The organism is Streptomyces sp. NPDC004134, assembly GCF_042874195.1.
Classification (GTDB): domain Bacteria; phylum Actinomycetota; class Actinomycetes; order Streptomycetales; family Streptomycetaceae; genus Streptomyces.
Genome location: NZ_JBIAMS010000035.1, coordinates 17131 through 31842, shown reverse-complemented (window position 1 = coordinate 31842; position 14712 = coordinate 17131). Strand labels below are relative to the sequence as shown.

General features: G+C 71.6%; 12 protein-coding genes. 7 read left to right on the top strand and 5 right to left on the bottom strand.

All coding sequences use genetic code 11. The annotated features are described in order from the left end of the window. The first annotated feature begins 27 nt into the window (after window positions 1-27). Window positions 28-501, top strand: coding sequence for a MarR family winged helix-turn-helix transcriptional regulator (locus ACFYVJ_RS32015; RefSeq protein WP_388899051.1), 474 nt, complete (start codon window positions 28-30; stop codon window positions 499-501). Between the two features lie 121 nt (window positions 502-622). Here the strand turns inward: ACFYVJ_RS32015 and ACFYVJ_RS32010 are convergent, their stop codons facing one another. After that, window positions 623-1123: a MarR family winged helix-turn-helix transcriptional regulator gene (locus ACFYVJ_RS32010; protein WP_388899048.1), complete on the bottom strand. Its 501-nt coding sequence runs from the start codon at window positions 1121-1123 to the stop codon at window positions 623-625. A 386-nt stretch (window positions 1124-1509) separates the two neighbouring features. Between ACFYVJ_RS32010 and ACFYVJ_RS32005 the strand changes: the two genes are divergently transcribed. Further along, window positions 1510-2391, top strand: coding sequence for a lysozyme (locus tag ACFYVJ_RS32005; RefSeq protein ID WP_388899045.1), 882 nt, complete (start codon window positions 1510-1512; stop codon window positions 2389-2391). Between the two features lie 57 nt (window positions 2392-2448). Here ACFYVJ_RS32005 and ACFYVJ_RS32000 read toward each other — a convergent pair whose 3' ends face one another. Together ACFYVJ_RS32000 and ACFYVJ_RS31995 are read right to left on the bottom strand one after the other, a co-directional pair. Then, window positions 2449-3192, bottom strand: a complete 744-nt coding sequence (locus ACFYVJ_RS32000; RefSeq protein ID WP_388899042.1) for an Imm52 family immunity protein — start codon at window positions 3190-3192, stop codon at window positions 2449-2451. A 2-nt stretch (window positions 3193-3194) separates the two neighbouring features. Further along, window positions 3195-4547 carry a hypothetical protein gene (locus tag ACFYVJ_RS31995; protein WP_388899039.1) on the bottom strand — a complete coding sequence of 451 codons (1353 nt, stop codon included), beginning with the start codon at window positions 4545-4547 and terminating at the stop codon, window positions 3195-3197. A gap of 105 nt (window positions 4548-4652) precedes the next feature. Here ACFYVJ_RS31995 and ACFYVJ_RS31990 point away from each other — a divergent pair, with 105 nt between their 5' ends. Then, window positions 4653-4937 carry a hypothetical protein gene (locus tag ACFYVJ_RS31990; RefSeq protein ID WP_388899036.1) on the top strand — a complete coding sequence of 95 codons (285 nt, stop codon included), beginning with the start codon at window positions 4653-4655 and terminating at the stop codon, window positions 4935-4937. A 24-nt stretch (window positions 4938-4961) separates the two neighbouring features. Here ACFYVJ_RS31990 and ACFYVJ_RS31985 read toward each other — a convergent pair whose 3' ends face one another. Both ACFYVJ_RS31985 and lon read right to left on the bottom strand, forming a co-directional pair. Further along, window positions 4962-5117, bottom strand: a complete 156-nt coding sequence (locus tag ACFYVJ_RS31985) for a hypothetical protein (protein ID WP_388899209.1) — start codon at window positions 5115-5117, stop codon at window positions 4962-4964. Window positions 5118-5288: 171 nt separating this feature from the next. Continuing rightward, a complete protein-coding gene (gene lon, locus ACFYVJ_RS31980) occupies window positions 5289-7721 on the bottom strand; it encodes an endopeptidase La (protein WP_388899034.1) in 2433 nt (810 codons plus the stop codon). Between the two features lie 107 nt (window positions 7722-7828). Here lon and ACFYVJ_RS31975 point away from each other — a divergent pair, with 107 nt between their 5' ends. The 4 genes from ACFYVJ_RS31975 to ACFYVJ_RS31960 all read left to right on the top strand — a co-directional run bounded on the left by ACFYVJ_RS31975 (window position 7829) and on the right by ACFYVJ_RS31960 (window position 14704). Continuing rightward, window positions 7829-8596: a spermidine synthase gene (locus tag ACFYVJ_RS31975; RefSeq protein ID WP_388899031.1), complete on the top strand. Its 768-nt coding sequence runs from the start codon at window positions 7829-7831 to the stop codon at window positions 8594-8596. A 79-nt stretch (window positions 8597-8675) separates the two neighbouring features. Continuing rightward, complete coding sequence (locus ACFYVJ_RS31970) at window positions 8676-9425, top strand: response regulator transcription factor (protein WP_101421632.1); 750 nt, start codon at window positions 8676-8678, stop codon at window positions 9423-9425. Next, complete coding sequence (locus tag ACFYVJ_RS31965; RefSeq protein WP_388899028.1) at window positions 9422-10552, top strand: ATP-binding protein; 1131 nt, start codon at window positions 9422-9424, stop codon at window positions 10550-10552. Before ACFYVJ_RS31970 ends, ACFYVJ_RS31965 begins: the two co-directional genes overlap by 4 nt. Window positions 10553-10855: 303 nt before the next feature. Further along, the gene (locus tag ACFYVJ_RS31960; protein ID WP_388899025.1) at window positions 10856-14704 is read left to right on the top strand and encodes a multifunctional oxoglutarate decarboxylase/oxoglutarate dehydrogenase thiamine pyrophosphate-binding subunit/dihydrolipoyllysine-residue succinyltransferase subunit; all 3849 of its coding nucleotides are present in this window, start codon (window positions 10856-10858) and stop codon (window positions 14702-14704) included. The last annotated feature ends 8 nt before the right edge of the window (window positions 14705-14712 follow it).

Sequence of the window (14712 nt, the reverse complement as noted above, 5' to 3'; positions counted from 1 at the left end):
ACGGTACGCGCAGAGAGAGGGGCCCGTATGGCGACCACCGACACCGCGGCCGAGGCGCCGGGGACCGAGGACGAGTTCCGCAAGCTGGACGAGTTCACGTGCTTCGTCCTGTACTCCGCGCAGCGCGCGGTCATGAACGCGTACCGCCCGCTGCTCGACAAGCTCGGCGTGACCTACCCGCAGTACCTGGTGCTGGTCGCGCTCTACGAGAATGGGCCGTCGCTGGTGAAGAGCCTCGGCGCCGCCCTGCATCTGGACTACGGCACGCTGACCCCGCTGCTGAAGCGGCTGGAGGCGAACGGTCTGGTGACACGGCAGCGCCGCGCGGACGACGAGCGGCTGGTGGAGGTGTCGCTCACCCCGGAGGGCACGGAGCTGCGCCGGAAGGCGAACGTCGTGGTGCCGTCGCTGGACGAGGCGATGGGGCTGACGGCGGAGGAGCAGGAGCAGGCGAAGGCGCTGCTGCGGAGGATGACGGCGAACCTGGCGGCACACGGCTGACGGCAGGCGGCAGGAGGGCCGAGCCACCCGGAACGCGGCGGCCCGGGACGACGTAAGAAGACAGCGCCCGGCACGGACACGGCCGCCGGGAGAGACAGCCCGCCCGTAGCCTCACCCGCTCCTACCGCCGCGCGCCGCCGCCTCCGCCCGCGTTCAGTTCGTTGAACCGTCCGAGCAGCCGGGCGAGTTCGGCGACTTCGGCCGGGTCCCAGCCGGCGAGCTGCTGGACGTACTCGGCGTGCCGCGCCCGCCGTACGCTCAGCACCCGCCGCCGCCCTTCCTCCGTCAGCCGCACGAGGGCCGCCCGGCCGTCGGCGGGGTCGGGTTCGCGGTCGACGAGGCCGAGCTCTTCGAGGGCGTGGAGTTGCCGGCTGACGGTCGCCTTGCCGATGTTGAAGTAGCCGGCGAGTTCGGTGGCGCGCCGCCCGGCGCCCTCCAGTTGGGCCAGGAGGGCGTACGCGCCGGGTTCGAGCCCGGGGTCGACCTGGCGGGCCATGTCGGCCGCGATGCCGCGGGCCCGGCGGTAGAAGACGGCGAGTTCCCGCTCCAGATCGAGGAAGACGTGGTCCACACCATTTTCCTCGTCCGCCTGCTCGCCTCCGGGGGTTTCGGCCTTGTGCACGTCAGGGGCCCTTCTGGCTTTCCACGGGCTGAAAGTTTTCTTCAGAAGCGACAGAAGCCGCAGCTCCCCCAGTATTTCGCAGGCGTAGACCAAAGGCACCTGCCGGACCCTCTTTCGCTCCCGCGCGCACTGCGCTTACCTTCGGCGCAGCACGTAGTGACATGGCCACACCAAGGGCCGGGCCAAGGCCCCGCAGGCGTACGAGGACGGGCCACTGCCGCCCCGCCGCTCCCGCCACACCCCAGAGCCGGCAGCACCACACGCCCGGCACCTCCGCCCCTCCGCCTACCGGCACCACCGGAATCACGGCTTACCGGAACGACGGCACCACCGGTACCACCGGCAAATCCGGCACCACCGAGGAACCCCCACACCCGGAGGAACGCATGTCATCCGCAGTCCGCACCCGCCGGCGCATCGGGCGCCGCTCCCTCGCCGCCGCCACCGCCGTCGCGGCCACCTCGCTCTCGCTCGTCGTCGGCCTGACCAGCCCGGCCGCCGCGGCCGGCGACCGGCTCAACCCCAACCCCCGTGACCTGGAGCGCGGCGAAGCGTACATGGGCGCCGGCATCCGCCTCCACGAGGGCACCGGCGCCCCCGCGGGGTCGGCCGGCGCGGCCGGCCAGGAGGCGGGCCCGCTGGCGACCGTCGAGGGCGTCGACGTCTCCAGCCACCAGGGCAACGTCAACTGGTCCACGCTCTGGAACGCCGGCAACCGCTTCGCCTACGTCAAGGCGACCGAGGGCACGGGCTACAAGAACCCGTACTTCGCCCAGCAGTACAACGGCTCGTACAACATCGGCATGATCCGCGGCGCGTACCACTTCGCCCTCCCGAACGGCGCGAGCGGCGCCGCGCAGGCCGACTACTTCGCGAGCAACGGCGGCGGCTGGTCCCGCGACGGCAAGACGCTGCCGGGCGTGCTGGACATCGAGTACAACCCCTACGGCGCGACGTGCTACGGCCTCAGCCAGGCGTCGATGCGGAGCTGGATCAGTTCGTTCCTCACCCGCTACCGCGAGCGCACGGGCCGGTACGCGGTGATCTACACGAACACCAACTGGTGGACCCAGTGCACGGGCAACTACAGCGGCTACGCGGGCAACCACCCGCTGTGGATCGCCCGGTACGCCTCCTCGCCGGGGACGCTGCCGGCGGGCTGGGGCTTCTACACCTTCTGGCAGTACACCTCGACGGGCCCGACGGTGGGCGACCACAACAAGTTCAACGGCGCCTACGACCGCCTCCAGGCCCTGGCCAACGGCTGACCCCGCCCCCAACCCCCGCCGGTCCCTCCGGAGCTGCTCCTCCGGAGAGACCGGCGGTCACCCGTTCCCGGCGGGCAGACACCCGGCGGCCACGAGAGCCTCCCGCAGGTCGACGACCATGCGGGGGGCGACGTCCGCGGCGGGCAAGGGAAACCAGAGCAGCGCGCCGTCGGCGCGCGCGGCGGCCTGGACGCCGTGGGGAAGCTCGGCGCGCTCGATGCCGTCGGTGTACTTGGGCCCGAGGTAGGTGATCCACCCGACCTGCGGGCTGACCTTCATCCAGTCGCCTTGGGCGTCGGCCAGGGGTGTATTGACGCAGAGCGCGTGATCAGGGCGCCAGATGTCCGCCATCCAGTGGAGCGCGAGCTTCAACGACTGCAGGTCATAGAGTCCCTGGGGAGCACGCTTCGGTGCAGGCAGGGTGAGAACACAGTTGTTGCTGAGCCGCGGAGTCCCGGACTCCCCCGCGAAAAAGCTCAATTTGACCTTTGTTTCGCTTCCAGGACCGCTGTGATAGTCCGGAAACGGCTCGTTGTGGAACGACACGCTGTATCCGTCCCCCGCAGAAGGTTCACCGTCCCCGTCGCGCCGACGAGCCGCCTCAAGCTCGTCCCGGAGCCACTGGGAATCCGGATCAACCGGCGCTGCACGGTCTTCCCACCACCAGGAACGGAGCGCCGGATGCGCTTCCCCGAGCGCCCGCACCGTTGCACTGATGTCCCCGGCCACGTCGTCCAGGGTCTGTTCGCGCATCCCCCAGTAGGCGCCGAGATAGAAGAACGGCAGCTCCGAATGCCCCACGGTCACCCCTTGTGCACCACGTCGATAGGTAGCCGCTCGCGCCTGAACAGCTCCTTGTATGTCTCATAGGTCGCCCTGTCCGTGACAACGTAGCGGACCGGCTCCTCACCGGCTGCTTTGAGCGCCTTCTTCGCCTTATCGATCTCCTTCTTCTCCAGGAAGTCGTAGAAGTTGCCTTCCCTGTTGACCAGGCTCGAATAGTTCGCCTTCGCGTCGACCAGGTGCCCGTCCTCGTAGTTGTCCCACCGCTTGCCCCCGTACTCGTACGACCACGGCCACTTCACCCCCGTCGCCTTCTCCTGGGCCTCCGCCGTCTCCACCGACATCGACTCCCGTGTGTCGTCCGACCACTTCCCCGGTCCGCGGTCCGGCGGTGGTGGGCGGTGGGGGCGCTGGCCCGCGGGGGTGTTCTGGATCCAGGTCTTCGCGTACAGCCGGCCCTCGTCCAGGGACCTCGCCCCGTACGTGCCGAACGCGTAGCTCCCCGAGTACGCCGACACCGCCGCCCGGTCCCCCGCCAGGGCCCACGCCGCGCCCGGGCCGCCGGGCGTTCTCATCCCCACCATCATCAAGGTGAGTTCCGCCCCGATGTCGGTGGCTCCGTCGAGGGTCTGCGCCGTGATCCCCGCGGCGGTCTCCAGCGTGCCGTCCAGGATCCCCTTGACCTGGTCGCGGTAGTGCAGTGCCTTCTCCCACCAGGCCGGGTCCCGCCCGCCCGGCATGGTGTCGGGCGGCCGGACGTCCCCGCGGATGGCCCGGACCAGGTAGGACTTCAGGGCGTCGCGCATCTCCTCAAGGAACGTCGCCAGTACGCCCTCGAAGTCGGTCTTCGCGTCCTGGGCTGCCCTGTAATGCCGCGAGAGCCGGTCGGCAGCCTCCTCCGCCGACTCCTGCTGCCGGCCGCGCTCCCGTAAGTCCCACGGGTCCGCGCGCCCGCCGCGGCGCTCCAGCGTCTTCTTCTGCTCGTCGTACTCCGCGACCTGCTGCATCGCGGCCGACATCCGTCCCGATTCCGTCCGGGCCTTCTCAAGTGCCTCGTCGGCCCGCTCCTGGATCGGCCGTACCGCCTTGACGAAGACGTCGAGTGCTTCTCCGGCGACCCGGTAGCCCCCGCCCTCGCTCTCCAACTGCCCGTGCATGAAGGCCAGCCGGCCGAGGAGCGCCTTCTTCCAGTCACCCGCCAGCCCGGCTTCTTCCACCCGCACGATCAGGCTGTACGTGCGTGTCGAGGCGCGCCAGGCGTCGTCTTCGCGCTGGGAGCAGAACTTCCTGAACTTCCGCAGGGTCTCCAACTCGACCGGTACCGGGTCTCCCGGCAGGCCCACCACGGACCAGCCGGTCGGCCTGTCTCCCACGTGCGCCCTCCGCTCCCCCCGCCGTGTTGCCGAAAGCCCGTCCGCGACCGAACACTAGGGGAGGCACCGCGGCCGAACGAGTGGTAATCAGGGCAAGGAGGCGCCGTGGCGGACAAGTTGACGATCAGCTCGGAGGAGTTGGCGGAGGTGCGTATCGCGCTGCGCCGTACCCTGCCGCGCGACGCCTCCCGGCCGCCCGAGCCGGAGTCGGACGCGGTCGGTGGTGAGGAGGCGTCGGACCTGCTGGGGCGGCTGATGATGCTGGGGTCGACCATCGTCGAGGGCAGGGAGCTGGCCGTCACGGAGCTCGCGGACCGGCTGACCATGAGCGAGATGCAGACCTGCGTCACCGACCAGGCGCTGGGCCGCGCCTTCGTCTTCGAGGAGTGACCGCGGCCGGGAGATGCGTTCCGGTCAGCGCACCACGGTCTGGATCTCCTCCACCGTCACGTCGTACGTCGTCTCGAAGACGCTGTCGGGCAGGTCGCCGCCCGTACCGCCCGAGCCGGTCCAGTCGACCTCCCACGTGATCGACGCCTTCAGCCCGTACGAGCCGCCCGCGGCCGCCAAGACGGTTCCGGCACCCGTTCCCGTACCGGCGGATACGCACGCCGAACGGCCCCTCCCGGGTGGGTGGTCGGGAGGGGCCGTGTCTGGGGGCGGGGGGTAGGGGACGGGGACAGGGGGCCGGCAGGTCGGGCCGTCAGCCGTCAGGGCGTCGGGCCGTCAGCCGTCGGGCCGTCAGGCCGCCACCGGGACCTCCGGGTCCGCCGCCTGTGCGGTGGCGCCGGCCGGGGTCAGGGCCAGTTCCAGGACGTGGCGGACGTCGGAGACCGGGTGGACCTCCAGCTTCTCCAGCACCTCAGCCGGGACGTCGTCCAGGTCCGGCTCGTTCCGCTTCGGGATGATCACCGTGGTGACCCCCGCCCGGTGCGCCGCCAGCAGCTTCTGCTTCACGCCGCCGATCGGCAGCACCCGGCCCGTCAGCGACACCTCACCGGTCATCGCCACGTCCGTGCGCACCTGCCGGCCGCTGAGCAGCGACGCCAGTGCCGTCGTCATCGTGATGCCCGCGCTGGGCCCGTCCTTCGGGACCGCGCCCGCCGGCACGTGCAGGTGGATGCCCCGGTCCTTCAGGTCGGCCACCGGCAGTTCCAGCTCCGCGCCGCGCGAGCGCAGGAAGGAGAGCGCGATGTGCGCCGACTCCTTCATCACGTCGCCGAGCTGGCCCGTCAGGGTCAGTCCCGAGGCGCCCGATTCGGGGTCGGCCAGCGATGCCTCGATGTAGAGCACATCGCCGCCTGCGCCGGTCACGGCCAGGCCCGTCGCCACGCCCGGGACGGCCGTGCGGCGCGACGCGGGGTCGGTGGCGGACTCCGGGGTGTGGTGCGGCCGGCCGATCAGCGGGCGGAGTGCGTCGACGCCGACCGCGTACGGCAGCTTCGCGTCGCCCAGTTCGTGCTGCGCCGCGATCTTGCGGAGCAGCCGGGCGAGGGCGCGCTCCAGGTTCCGTACGCCCGCCTCGCGGGTGTACTCGCCCGCCAGCTTCCGCAGCGCGTCGTCCTCGATGGCGACCTCGCCGGCCTCCAGGCCCGCGCGCTCCAACTGCCGCGGCAGCAGGTGGTCGCGGGCGATGGTGACCTTCTCGTCCTCGGTGTAGCCGTCGAGGCGGACCAGTTCCATCCGGTCCAGCAGTGCCTCGGGGATGGCCTCGAGGACGTTGGCGGTGGCCAGGAAGACGACGTCCGACAGGTCCAGCTCGACTTCCAGGTAGTGGTCGCGGAACGTGTGGTTCTGCGCCGGGTCCAGGACTTCGAGCAGGGCCGCGGCGGGGTCGCCGCGGAAGTCGGAGCCGACCTTGTCGATCTCGTCGAGGAGGACGACCGGGTTCATCGAGCCGGCCTCCTTGATGGCGCGGACGACGCGGCCGGGCAGCGCGCCGACGTACGTACGCCGGTGGCCGCGGATCTCCGCCTCGTCGCGGACGCCGCCGAGGGCGACCCGGACGAACTTGCGGCCCATGGCGCGCGCCACGGACTCGCCCAGCGAGGTCTTGCCGACGCCGGGCGGGCCGACGAGCGCGAGCACGGCGCCGCCGCGGCGGCCGCCGACGAGGCCCAGGCCCCGGTCCGCGCGGCGCTTGCGCACGGCCAGGTACTCGGTGATGCGCTCCTTGACGTCCTCCAGGCCGGCGTGGTCGGCGTCCAGGATCTCCTTGGCGCCGGTGATGTCGTACGCGTCCTCCGTGCGCTCGCTCCACGGCATCTCCAGGACGGTGTCGAGCCACGTCCTGATCCAGCCGCCCTCGGGTGAGGCGTCGGAGCTGCGCTCCAGCTTGTCGACCTCCTTCAGGGCCGCTTCGCGGACCTTCTCCGGCAGGTCGGCGGCCTCGACGCGGGCGCGGTAGTCGTCGGACTCCTCGCCCTCGGGCTCGCCGTTCAGCTCGCGCAGTTCCTTGCGCACGGCCTCCAACTGGCGCCGCAGCAGGAACTCGCGCTGCTGCTTGTCGACGCCCTCCTGGACGTCCTTGGCGATGGACTCGGCGACGTCCTGCTCCGCCAGGTGCTCCTTCAGCCACTGCGTGGCGAGCTTGAGCCGGGCCACCGGGTCGGCGGTCTCCAGCAGCTCCACGCGCTGCTCGATGGTCAGGAACGGCGAGTATCCGGAGTTGTCGGCGAGCTGGCCGACGTCGTCGATCTGCTGCACGCGGTCCACGACCTGCCAGGCGCCGCGCTTGCGCAGCCAGTCGGTCGCGACCGCCTTGTATTCCTTCGTCAGCTCGGTGACGGCGCCGGGAACGGGGTCGGGAACGGATTCCTCGATCTCGGTGCCCTCCACCCACAGCGCGGCCCCGGGGCCGGTGGTGCCGGCGCCGATACGGATCCGGGCGACGCCGCGGATCAGCGCACCGGGGTCGCCGTCGGCCAGCCGGCCGACCTGCTCGACACGGCCGAGGACGCCGGTGCCCACGTATGTGCCGTCGACCCGGGGGACGAGCAGCACCCGGGGTTTGCGTCCGCTGCCGCGCGCCTCGGCCTGCGCGGCCTCGACCGCGGCCCGCACCTCGCGGTCCGAGAGGTCGAGCGGCACGACCATGCCGGGGAGCACGACCTCGTCATCGAGCGGCAGGACGGGCAGGGCCAGCGGAGCGTTGGAGCCGGACTCGGTAGCCATTGATCTCCCCTTCGGCATGCAAGTTGAGTTACATGCGCTCAACCCGGAGAGGTCCCGGGTTGTTCCCGGCCGTCTGTTCGCTGTCAGCGATCGGGCAGGATGGGGCCATGAGCAGCGAGAACGACACGGCGGGCGCGGTGACGCTCGACCGCAGGTCCGGCCCGTACGGGGAGGTCGTGCTGCGCCGCCGCGGGGCGCACCACGAGATCATCGCGAACGGCGTCTTCCTCATGGACACCTCCGACGGCCGCTCCGAGCGGCTGCTGATCCGGGCCGCGGCCGGGGCGCTGGACCCGGCCGCGGCGGCGCCCGCGGTGCTGATCGGCGGGCTGGGCGTGGGCTTCTCGCTCGCCGAGGCGGCGGCGGACCCGCGCTGGGGGCGGATCACGGTGGTCGAGCGCGAGCCGGCGGTCATCGAGTGGCACACCGGCCCGGCGGCCGGGGCCCCGCCGCTCGCGCACCTCAGCGGCGCGGCCCTCGCCGACCCGCGCGTCGGGCTCGTCGAGGCCGACCTCCTGGACCACCTCGCCACCGCGCCGTACCGCTACGACGCGGTCTGCCTGGACATCGACAACGGCCCCGACTGGACCGTCACCGAGGGCAACTCCGGCCTCTACGCCCCGGCCGGTCTCGCCGCCTGCTTCGGCCGCCTCACCCCCGGCGGCGTCCTGGCCGTCTGGTCCGCCCGCCCTTCCACCGGCTTCGAGGCCGCCCTCCGCACCGCCGGCTTCACGGACGTACGCACCGAGGAGATCCCCGTACGCCGCGGCGTCCCCGACGCCGTCCACCTCGCCGTCCGCCCGCCGGACGACGAGGCGCGCGGCGAGGCGGACGCCGGTGGGGAACCCCGGGCGGGGGCTCCCCGTTCCCCGTAGCCGAGGCGTGTCACCTCCCCATACGCTGCTAGCTGAACCGGAGGGCCTACGGGGAAGAGACGGCGAGGGCCACGAACACATGGCAGACAGACAAGCCCTGAACGGCCGCGCCGACCACGCGGCCGCAGTGACGCCCGGTGCCCAGCGCAGGGTGCTGGTAGTGGAGGACGACCCGACCATCGGGCAGGCGATATCGGCGCGGCTGCGCGCCGAGGGCTTCCAGGTACGTACGGCAGGGGACGGCCCGGCCGCGGTGGCGACCGCCGCGGAGTGGGCGCCCGACCTGCTCGTGCTCGACGTGATGCTGCCCGGCTTCGACGGGCTGGAGGTGTGCCGCAGGGTGCAGGCCCAGCGGCTGGTGCCGGTGCTGATGCTGACCGCGCGGGACGACGAGACGGACATGCTCGTCGGCCTGGGCGTCGGCGCCGACGACTACATGACCAAGCCCTTCTCCATGCGCGAGCTGGCCGCGCGGGTGCACGTGCTGCTGCGCCGCGTGGAGCGCGCCACGCTGGCGGCGGGCGCCGCCCGGGACGACACGCTGCGCCTGGGCGAGCTGGAGATCGACCACACCGAGCGGCGGGTGCGGGTCGGCGGGGACGACGTGCATCTGACGCCGACGGAGTTCGAGCTGCTGGCGTGTCTGGCCAACCAGCCGCGGGCGGTGCTCTCCCGCGAGCAGCTCCTGGTGGAGGTCTGGGAGTGGGAGGACGCCTCGGGGACGCGGACGGTCGACAGCCACATCAAGGCGCTGCGCCGCAAGATAGGCGCGGAGCGGATCCGCACGGTGCACGGCGTGGGGTACGCGCTGGAGACCCCCGTCACATGACGGTGCCGGACGGCGGTGCGGAGCCCGGCTTCTGGCGCCGGGTGTGGGAGGCGCTGCGCCCGCTGGACCCGGTGCGGTCGGTGAACGCGGCGCTGGGCGCGCTGGTCATCGGCTCGGTCGTGATCGCCACCGGGCTGGTGTGGGTGGCGATCCGCTCCTCCACCGAGGTCCGGCTGATCACGGTCTTCTCGCTCATCGCCTCGCTGCTGATCACCCAGTTCGTGGGCCAGCGGCTGACGTCGCCGCTGGTGCAGATGACGGCGGTCACGCGGGCCATGGCGCACGGGGACTACACCGCCCGGCTGGCCACCCGCCGCCGGGACGAGTTCGGCGAGCTGGCGCAGACGTTCAACCGGATGGCGGCGGACCTGCAGTCCGTCGACCGGCACCGCAAGGAGCTGGTCGCCAACGTCTCGCACGAGCTGCGCACCCCGATCGCCGCGCTGCGCGCGGTGCTGGAGAACGTGGTCGACGGCGTCTCCGAGGCCGACCCGGACACGATGCGCACCGCGCTGCGCCAGACGGAGCGGCTGGGCCGGCTGGTGGAGCAGTTGCTCGACCTGTCGCGGATCGACAGCGGGGTGGTGCCGCTGCGGCTGCGGCGGTTCGCGGTGGAGCCGTACCTCGCGGGCGTGCTGAAGGAGGCGCACTTCGGCAGCGGCGCGCACGGCACGGCCGGCGCCCCGGAGGGGGACGGCGGTGTCCCTGGCCCCCGCGGGCGCGGCGACGTCCGGCTGCACCTGGACGTCTCGCCGCCGGAGCTGTCCGTACGGGCCGATCCCGAGCGGCTGCACCAGGTGATGGCGAACCTGATCGACAACGCCGTGAAGCACAGCCCGCCCGGCGGCCGCGTCACCGTGCGCGCCCGCGCCGGCGCACAGCCGGACGCGCTGGAGGTGGAGGTGCTCGACGAGGGCCCGGGCATCCCGGCGGCCGAGCGGCACCGGGTCTTCGAGCGCTTCAACCGCGGCCGGGAGAACGGGGTGCTCGCCGACCACGGGGCGGACGGCGGCGGCACCGGGCTGGGGCTGGCGATCGCGCGCTGGGCGGTGGGTCTGCACGGCGGCCGGATCGGGGTGGCCGAATCACCCCGCGGCTGCCGGATCAAGCTCACCCTTCCGGGTTAACGCTCGTTTGGCACTTGACCTACACTTGACCTTGGCCGGGCGCGGGAACGGACCCGCAACGGCGGCAGAGCAGCCGGTGAACGGCCCGGTACGAGGACGGGACGCGGCGCCACCGCCTAGATGCCCCCATGCCGCACGCAGGCAAACTGTCTTTGTTTCCCGCCAAATCCGGGGTCCAAACCACGTTCGCATTGTGACTTACGCGACCTCCGGCGGGTGCGGCCTGCACGTTCCAGCTCCAGGGGCGTAGCCTTGTTTTCCGCTGTCCATCACCTTGTGAAGCGGAAGAGGGCGGTTGCCGCCGTGTCGTCACAGTCCCCTAAGAGCAGCTCGTCGAGCGTCCGTACCGAAGAGCCCAGTCAGGGCCGGGACCCTGCTGCCGCCTTCGGTCCCAACGAGTGGCTCGTCGACGAGATCTACCAGCAGTACCTCCAGGACCCCAACTCGGTGGACCGGGCCTGGTGGGACTTCTTCGCCGACTACAAGCCGGGCACCGCCGGCGGGAACCAGGGGGCGGCGACGCAGACGGCGCAGCCCCCGTCCGCCGCACCCCCGGCCCCCGCGGCCCAGGCGGCCCCCGCCCAGGCCGCGGCTCCGGCGCCCGCCCCGGCTCCGGCCCCCGCCGCGCCGCCGCAGCAGGCCACCGCGCCCGCCGCGCCGCCGGCCGTCGACGGCCGGCCCGTGGCCGCCGCGCCCGCCCCGCCGGCGGCGAAGCCGGCCGCGAAGCCCGCGGCCAAGCCGGGCGCGAAGCCCGCCGCGGCACCGGCGGCCCCGGCCGAGGGGCCCGAGCTGGTCACCCTCCGGGGCCCGGCCGCCGCCGTCGCCAAGAACATGAACGCCTCGCTGGAGCTGCCGACGGCCACGTCCGTCCGCGCGGTCCCGGTGAAGCTCCTCTTCGACAACCGCATCGTCATCAACAACCACCTGAAGCGCGCCCGCGGCGGGAAGGTCTCCTTCACGCACCTCATCGGGTACGCGATGGTCCAGGCGATGAAGCTGATGCCGTCGATGAACCACTCCTTCGCGGAGAAGGACGGCAAGCCCACCCTGGTCAAGCCCGAGCACGTCAACCTCGGCCTGGCCATCGACCTGGTGAAGCCCAACGGCGACCGCCAGCTCGTCGTCGCGGCCATCAGGAAGGCCGAGACGCTCAACTTCTTCGAGTTCTGGCAGGCGTACGAGGACATCGTCCGCCGCGCCCGGTCCAACAAGCTCACCATGGACGACTTCACCGGGGTGACGTGCTCGCTCACCAACCCCGGCGGCATCGGCACCGTGCACTCCGTGCCCCGGCTGATGCCCGGCCAGTCCATGATCCTCGGCGTCGGCGCCATGGACTACCCCGCGGAGTTCCAGGGCACCTCCCAGGACACCCTGAACAAGCTGGGCGTCTCCAAGGTCATGACGCTCACCTCGACGTACGACCACCGCGTCATCCAGGGCGCCGCCTCCGGCGAGTTCCTGCGGATCATGAACCAGTTGCTGCTGGGCGAGAACGACTTCTACGACGAGGTCTTCAAGTCCCTGCGCATCCCCTACGAGCCGGTCCGCTGGCTCCGCGACATCGACGCCAGCCACGACGACGACGTCACCAAGGCCGCCCGGGTCTTCGACCTGATCCACTCCTACCGGGTCCGCGGCCACGTCATGGCCGACACCGACCCGCTGGAGTACAAGCAGCGCAAGCACCCCGACCTCGACGTCACCGAGCACGGCCTGACGCTCTGGGACCTGGAGCGGGAGTTCGCCGTCGGCGGCTTCGCCGGCAAGTCGATGATGAAGCTGCGCGACATCCTCGGCGTACTGCGGGACTCGTACTGCCGCACCACCGGCATCGAGTACATGCACATCCAGGATCCGAAGGAGCGCAAGTGGATCCAGGAGCGCGTGGAGCGTCCGCATGACACCCCGGAGCGCGAGGAGCAACTGCGCATCCTGCGCCGGCTGAACGCCGCGGAGGCGTTCGAGACGTTCCTGCAGACGAAGTACGTCGGCCAGAAGCGCTTCTCGCTGGAGGGCGGCGAGTCCGTCATCCCGCTGCTGGACGCGGTCATCGACGCCGCCGCCGAGTCCCGCCTCGACGAGGTCGTCATCGGCATGGCGCACCGCGGCCGGCTCAACGTGCTGGCGAACATCGTCGGCAAGTCGTACGCGCAGATCTTCCGCGAGTTCGAGGGCAACCTCGATCCGAAGTCGATGCACGGCTCCGGCGACGTGAAGTACCACCTGGGCACGGAGGGCACCTTCACCGGCCTGGACGGCGAGCAGATCAAGGTCTCACTCACCGCCAACCCCTCCCACCTGGAGGCCGTCGACCCGGTGCTGGAGGGCGTGGTCCGCGCCAAGCAGGACATCATCGGCAAGGGCGGCACGGACTTCACCGTGCTGCCGCTGGCGCTCCACGGCGACGCCGCGTTCGCCGGCCAGGGCGTGGTCGCCGAGACCCTCAACATGTCGCAGTTGCGCGGCTACCGCTGCGGCGGCACCGTGCACGTCGTCATCAACAACCAGGTCGGCTTCACCGCCCCGCCGGAGTCCGCGCGCTCGTCGATGTACGCCACGGACGTGGCCCGCATGATCGAGGCGCCGATCTTCCACGTCAACGGCGACGACCCGGAGGCCGTCGTGCGCGTCGCGCGGCTGGCCTTCGAGTACCGCCAGGCGTTCAACAAGGACGTGGTCATCGACCTCATCTGCTACCGCCGCCGCGGGCACAACGAGGGCGACAACCCGCAGTTCACCAACCCGCAGATGGTCGAGCTGATCGACAAGAAGCGCTCGGTGCGCAAGCTCTACACCGAGTCGCTCATCGGCCGCGGCGACATCACCATGGAAGAGGCCGAGCAGGCGCTGCAGGACTTCCAGGGCCAGTTGGAGAAGGTCTTCACCGAGGTACGGGACGCCACCGAGACGCCCGCGCCGGCCGAGGTGCCGGCGCACGCGCTGCCCGGCTTCCCGGTCGCCGTGGAGACGGCCGTCTCCGAGGAGGTCGTCAAGCGGATCGCCGACTCCCAGGTCAGCCTGCCCGACCAGGTCTCGGTGCACCCGCGGCTGCTGCCGCAGTTGCAGCGCCGGGTGTCGATGGTCGAGGACGACACGATCGACTGGGGCATGGGCGAGACGCTGGCGTTCGGCTCGCTGCTGATGGAGGGCACCCCGGTCCGGCTCGCCGGCCAGGACTCCCGCCGCGGCACGTTCGGCCAGCGGCACGCGGTGCTCGTCGACCAGAAGACCGGCGAGGACTACACCCCGCTGAACTACCTCGCCCCCGACCAGGCCCGCTACAACGTCTACGACTCGCTCCTCAGCGAGTACGCGGCGATGGGCTTCGAGTACGGCTACTCGCTGGCCCGCCCGGACTCCCTGGTGCTCTGGGAGGCGCAGTTCGGCGACTTCGTCAACGGCGCGCAGACCGTCGTCGACGAGTTCATCTCCTCCGCCGAGCAGAAGTGGAGCCAGTCCTCCGGCGTCGTGCTGCTGCTGCCGCACGGCTACGAGGGCCAGGGCCCGGACCACTCCTCGGCCCGTATCGAGCGGTTCCTGCAGCTCTCCGCGCAGAACAACATGACCGTCGCGATGCCCACCCTGCCGTCGAACTACTTCCACCTGCTGCGCTGGCAGGTCCACAACCCGCACCACAAGCCGCTGGTGGTCTTCACCCCGAAGTCCATGCTGCGGATGAAGGCGGCGGCGTCGCGGACGGACGAGTTCATCTCGGGCGGCTTCCGGCCGGTCATCGGCGACGACTCGGTCGAGCCGGCGGCGGTCCGCAAGATCGTCTTCTGCTCCGGCAAGGTCTACTACGACCTCGACGCCGAGCGGCAGAAGCGCGGCGCGAAGGACACCGCGATCGTCCGGGTGGAGCGGCTGTACCCGCTGCCCGGGGCGGAGATCCAGGCGGAGCTGGCGCGCTACAGCAGCGCCACGACGTTCGTCTGGGCCCAGGAGGAGCCGGCCAACCAGGGCGCGTGGCCGTTCATCGCGCTCAACCTGGTCGACCACCTGGACCTCATCATTGGCTCCGGTCCGGTGCCGAACGCCGACCGGCTGCGCCGGGTCTCGCGCCCGTCGTCGTCCTCGCCGGCGGTCGGCTCGGCCAAGCGCCACCAGGCGGAGCACGCCCAGTTGATGGCCGAGGTCTTCGACCTCTGAGTCCCCGC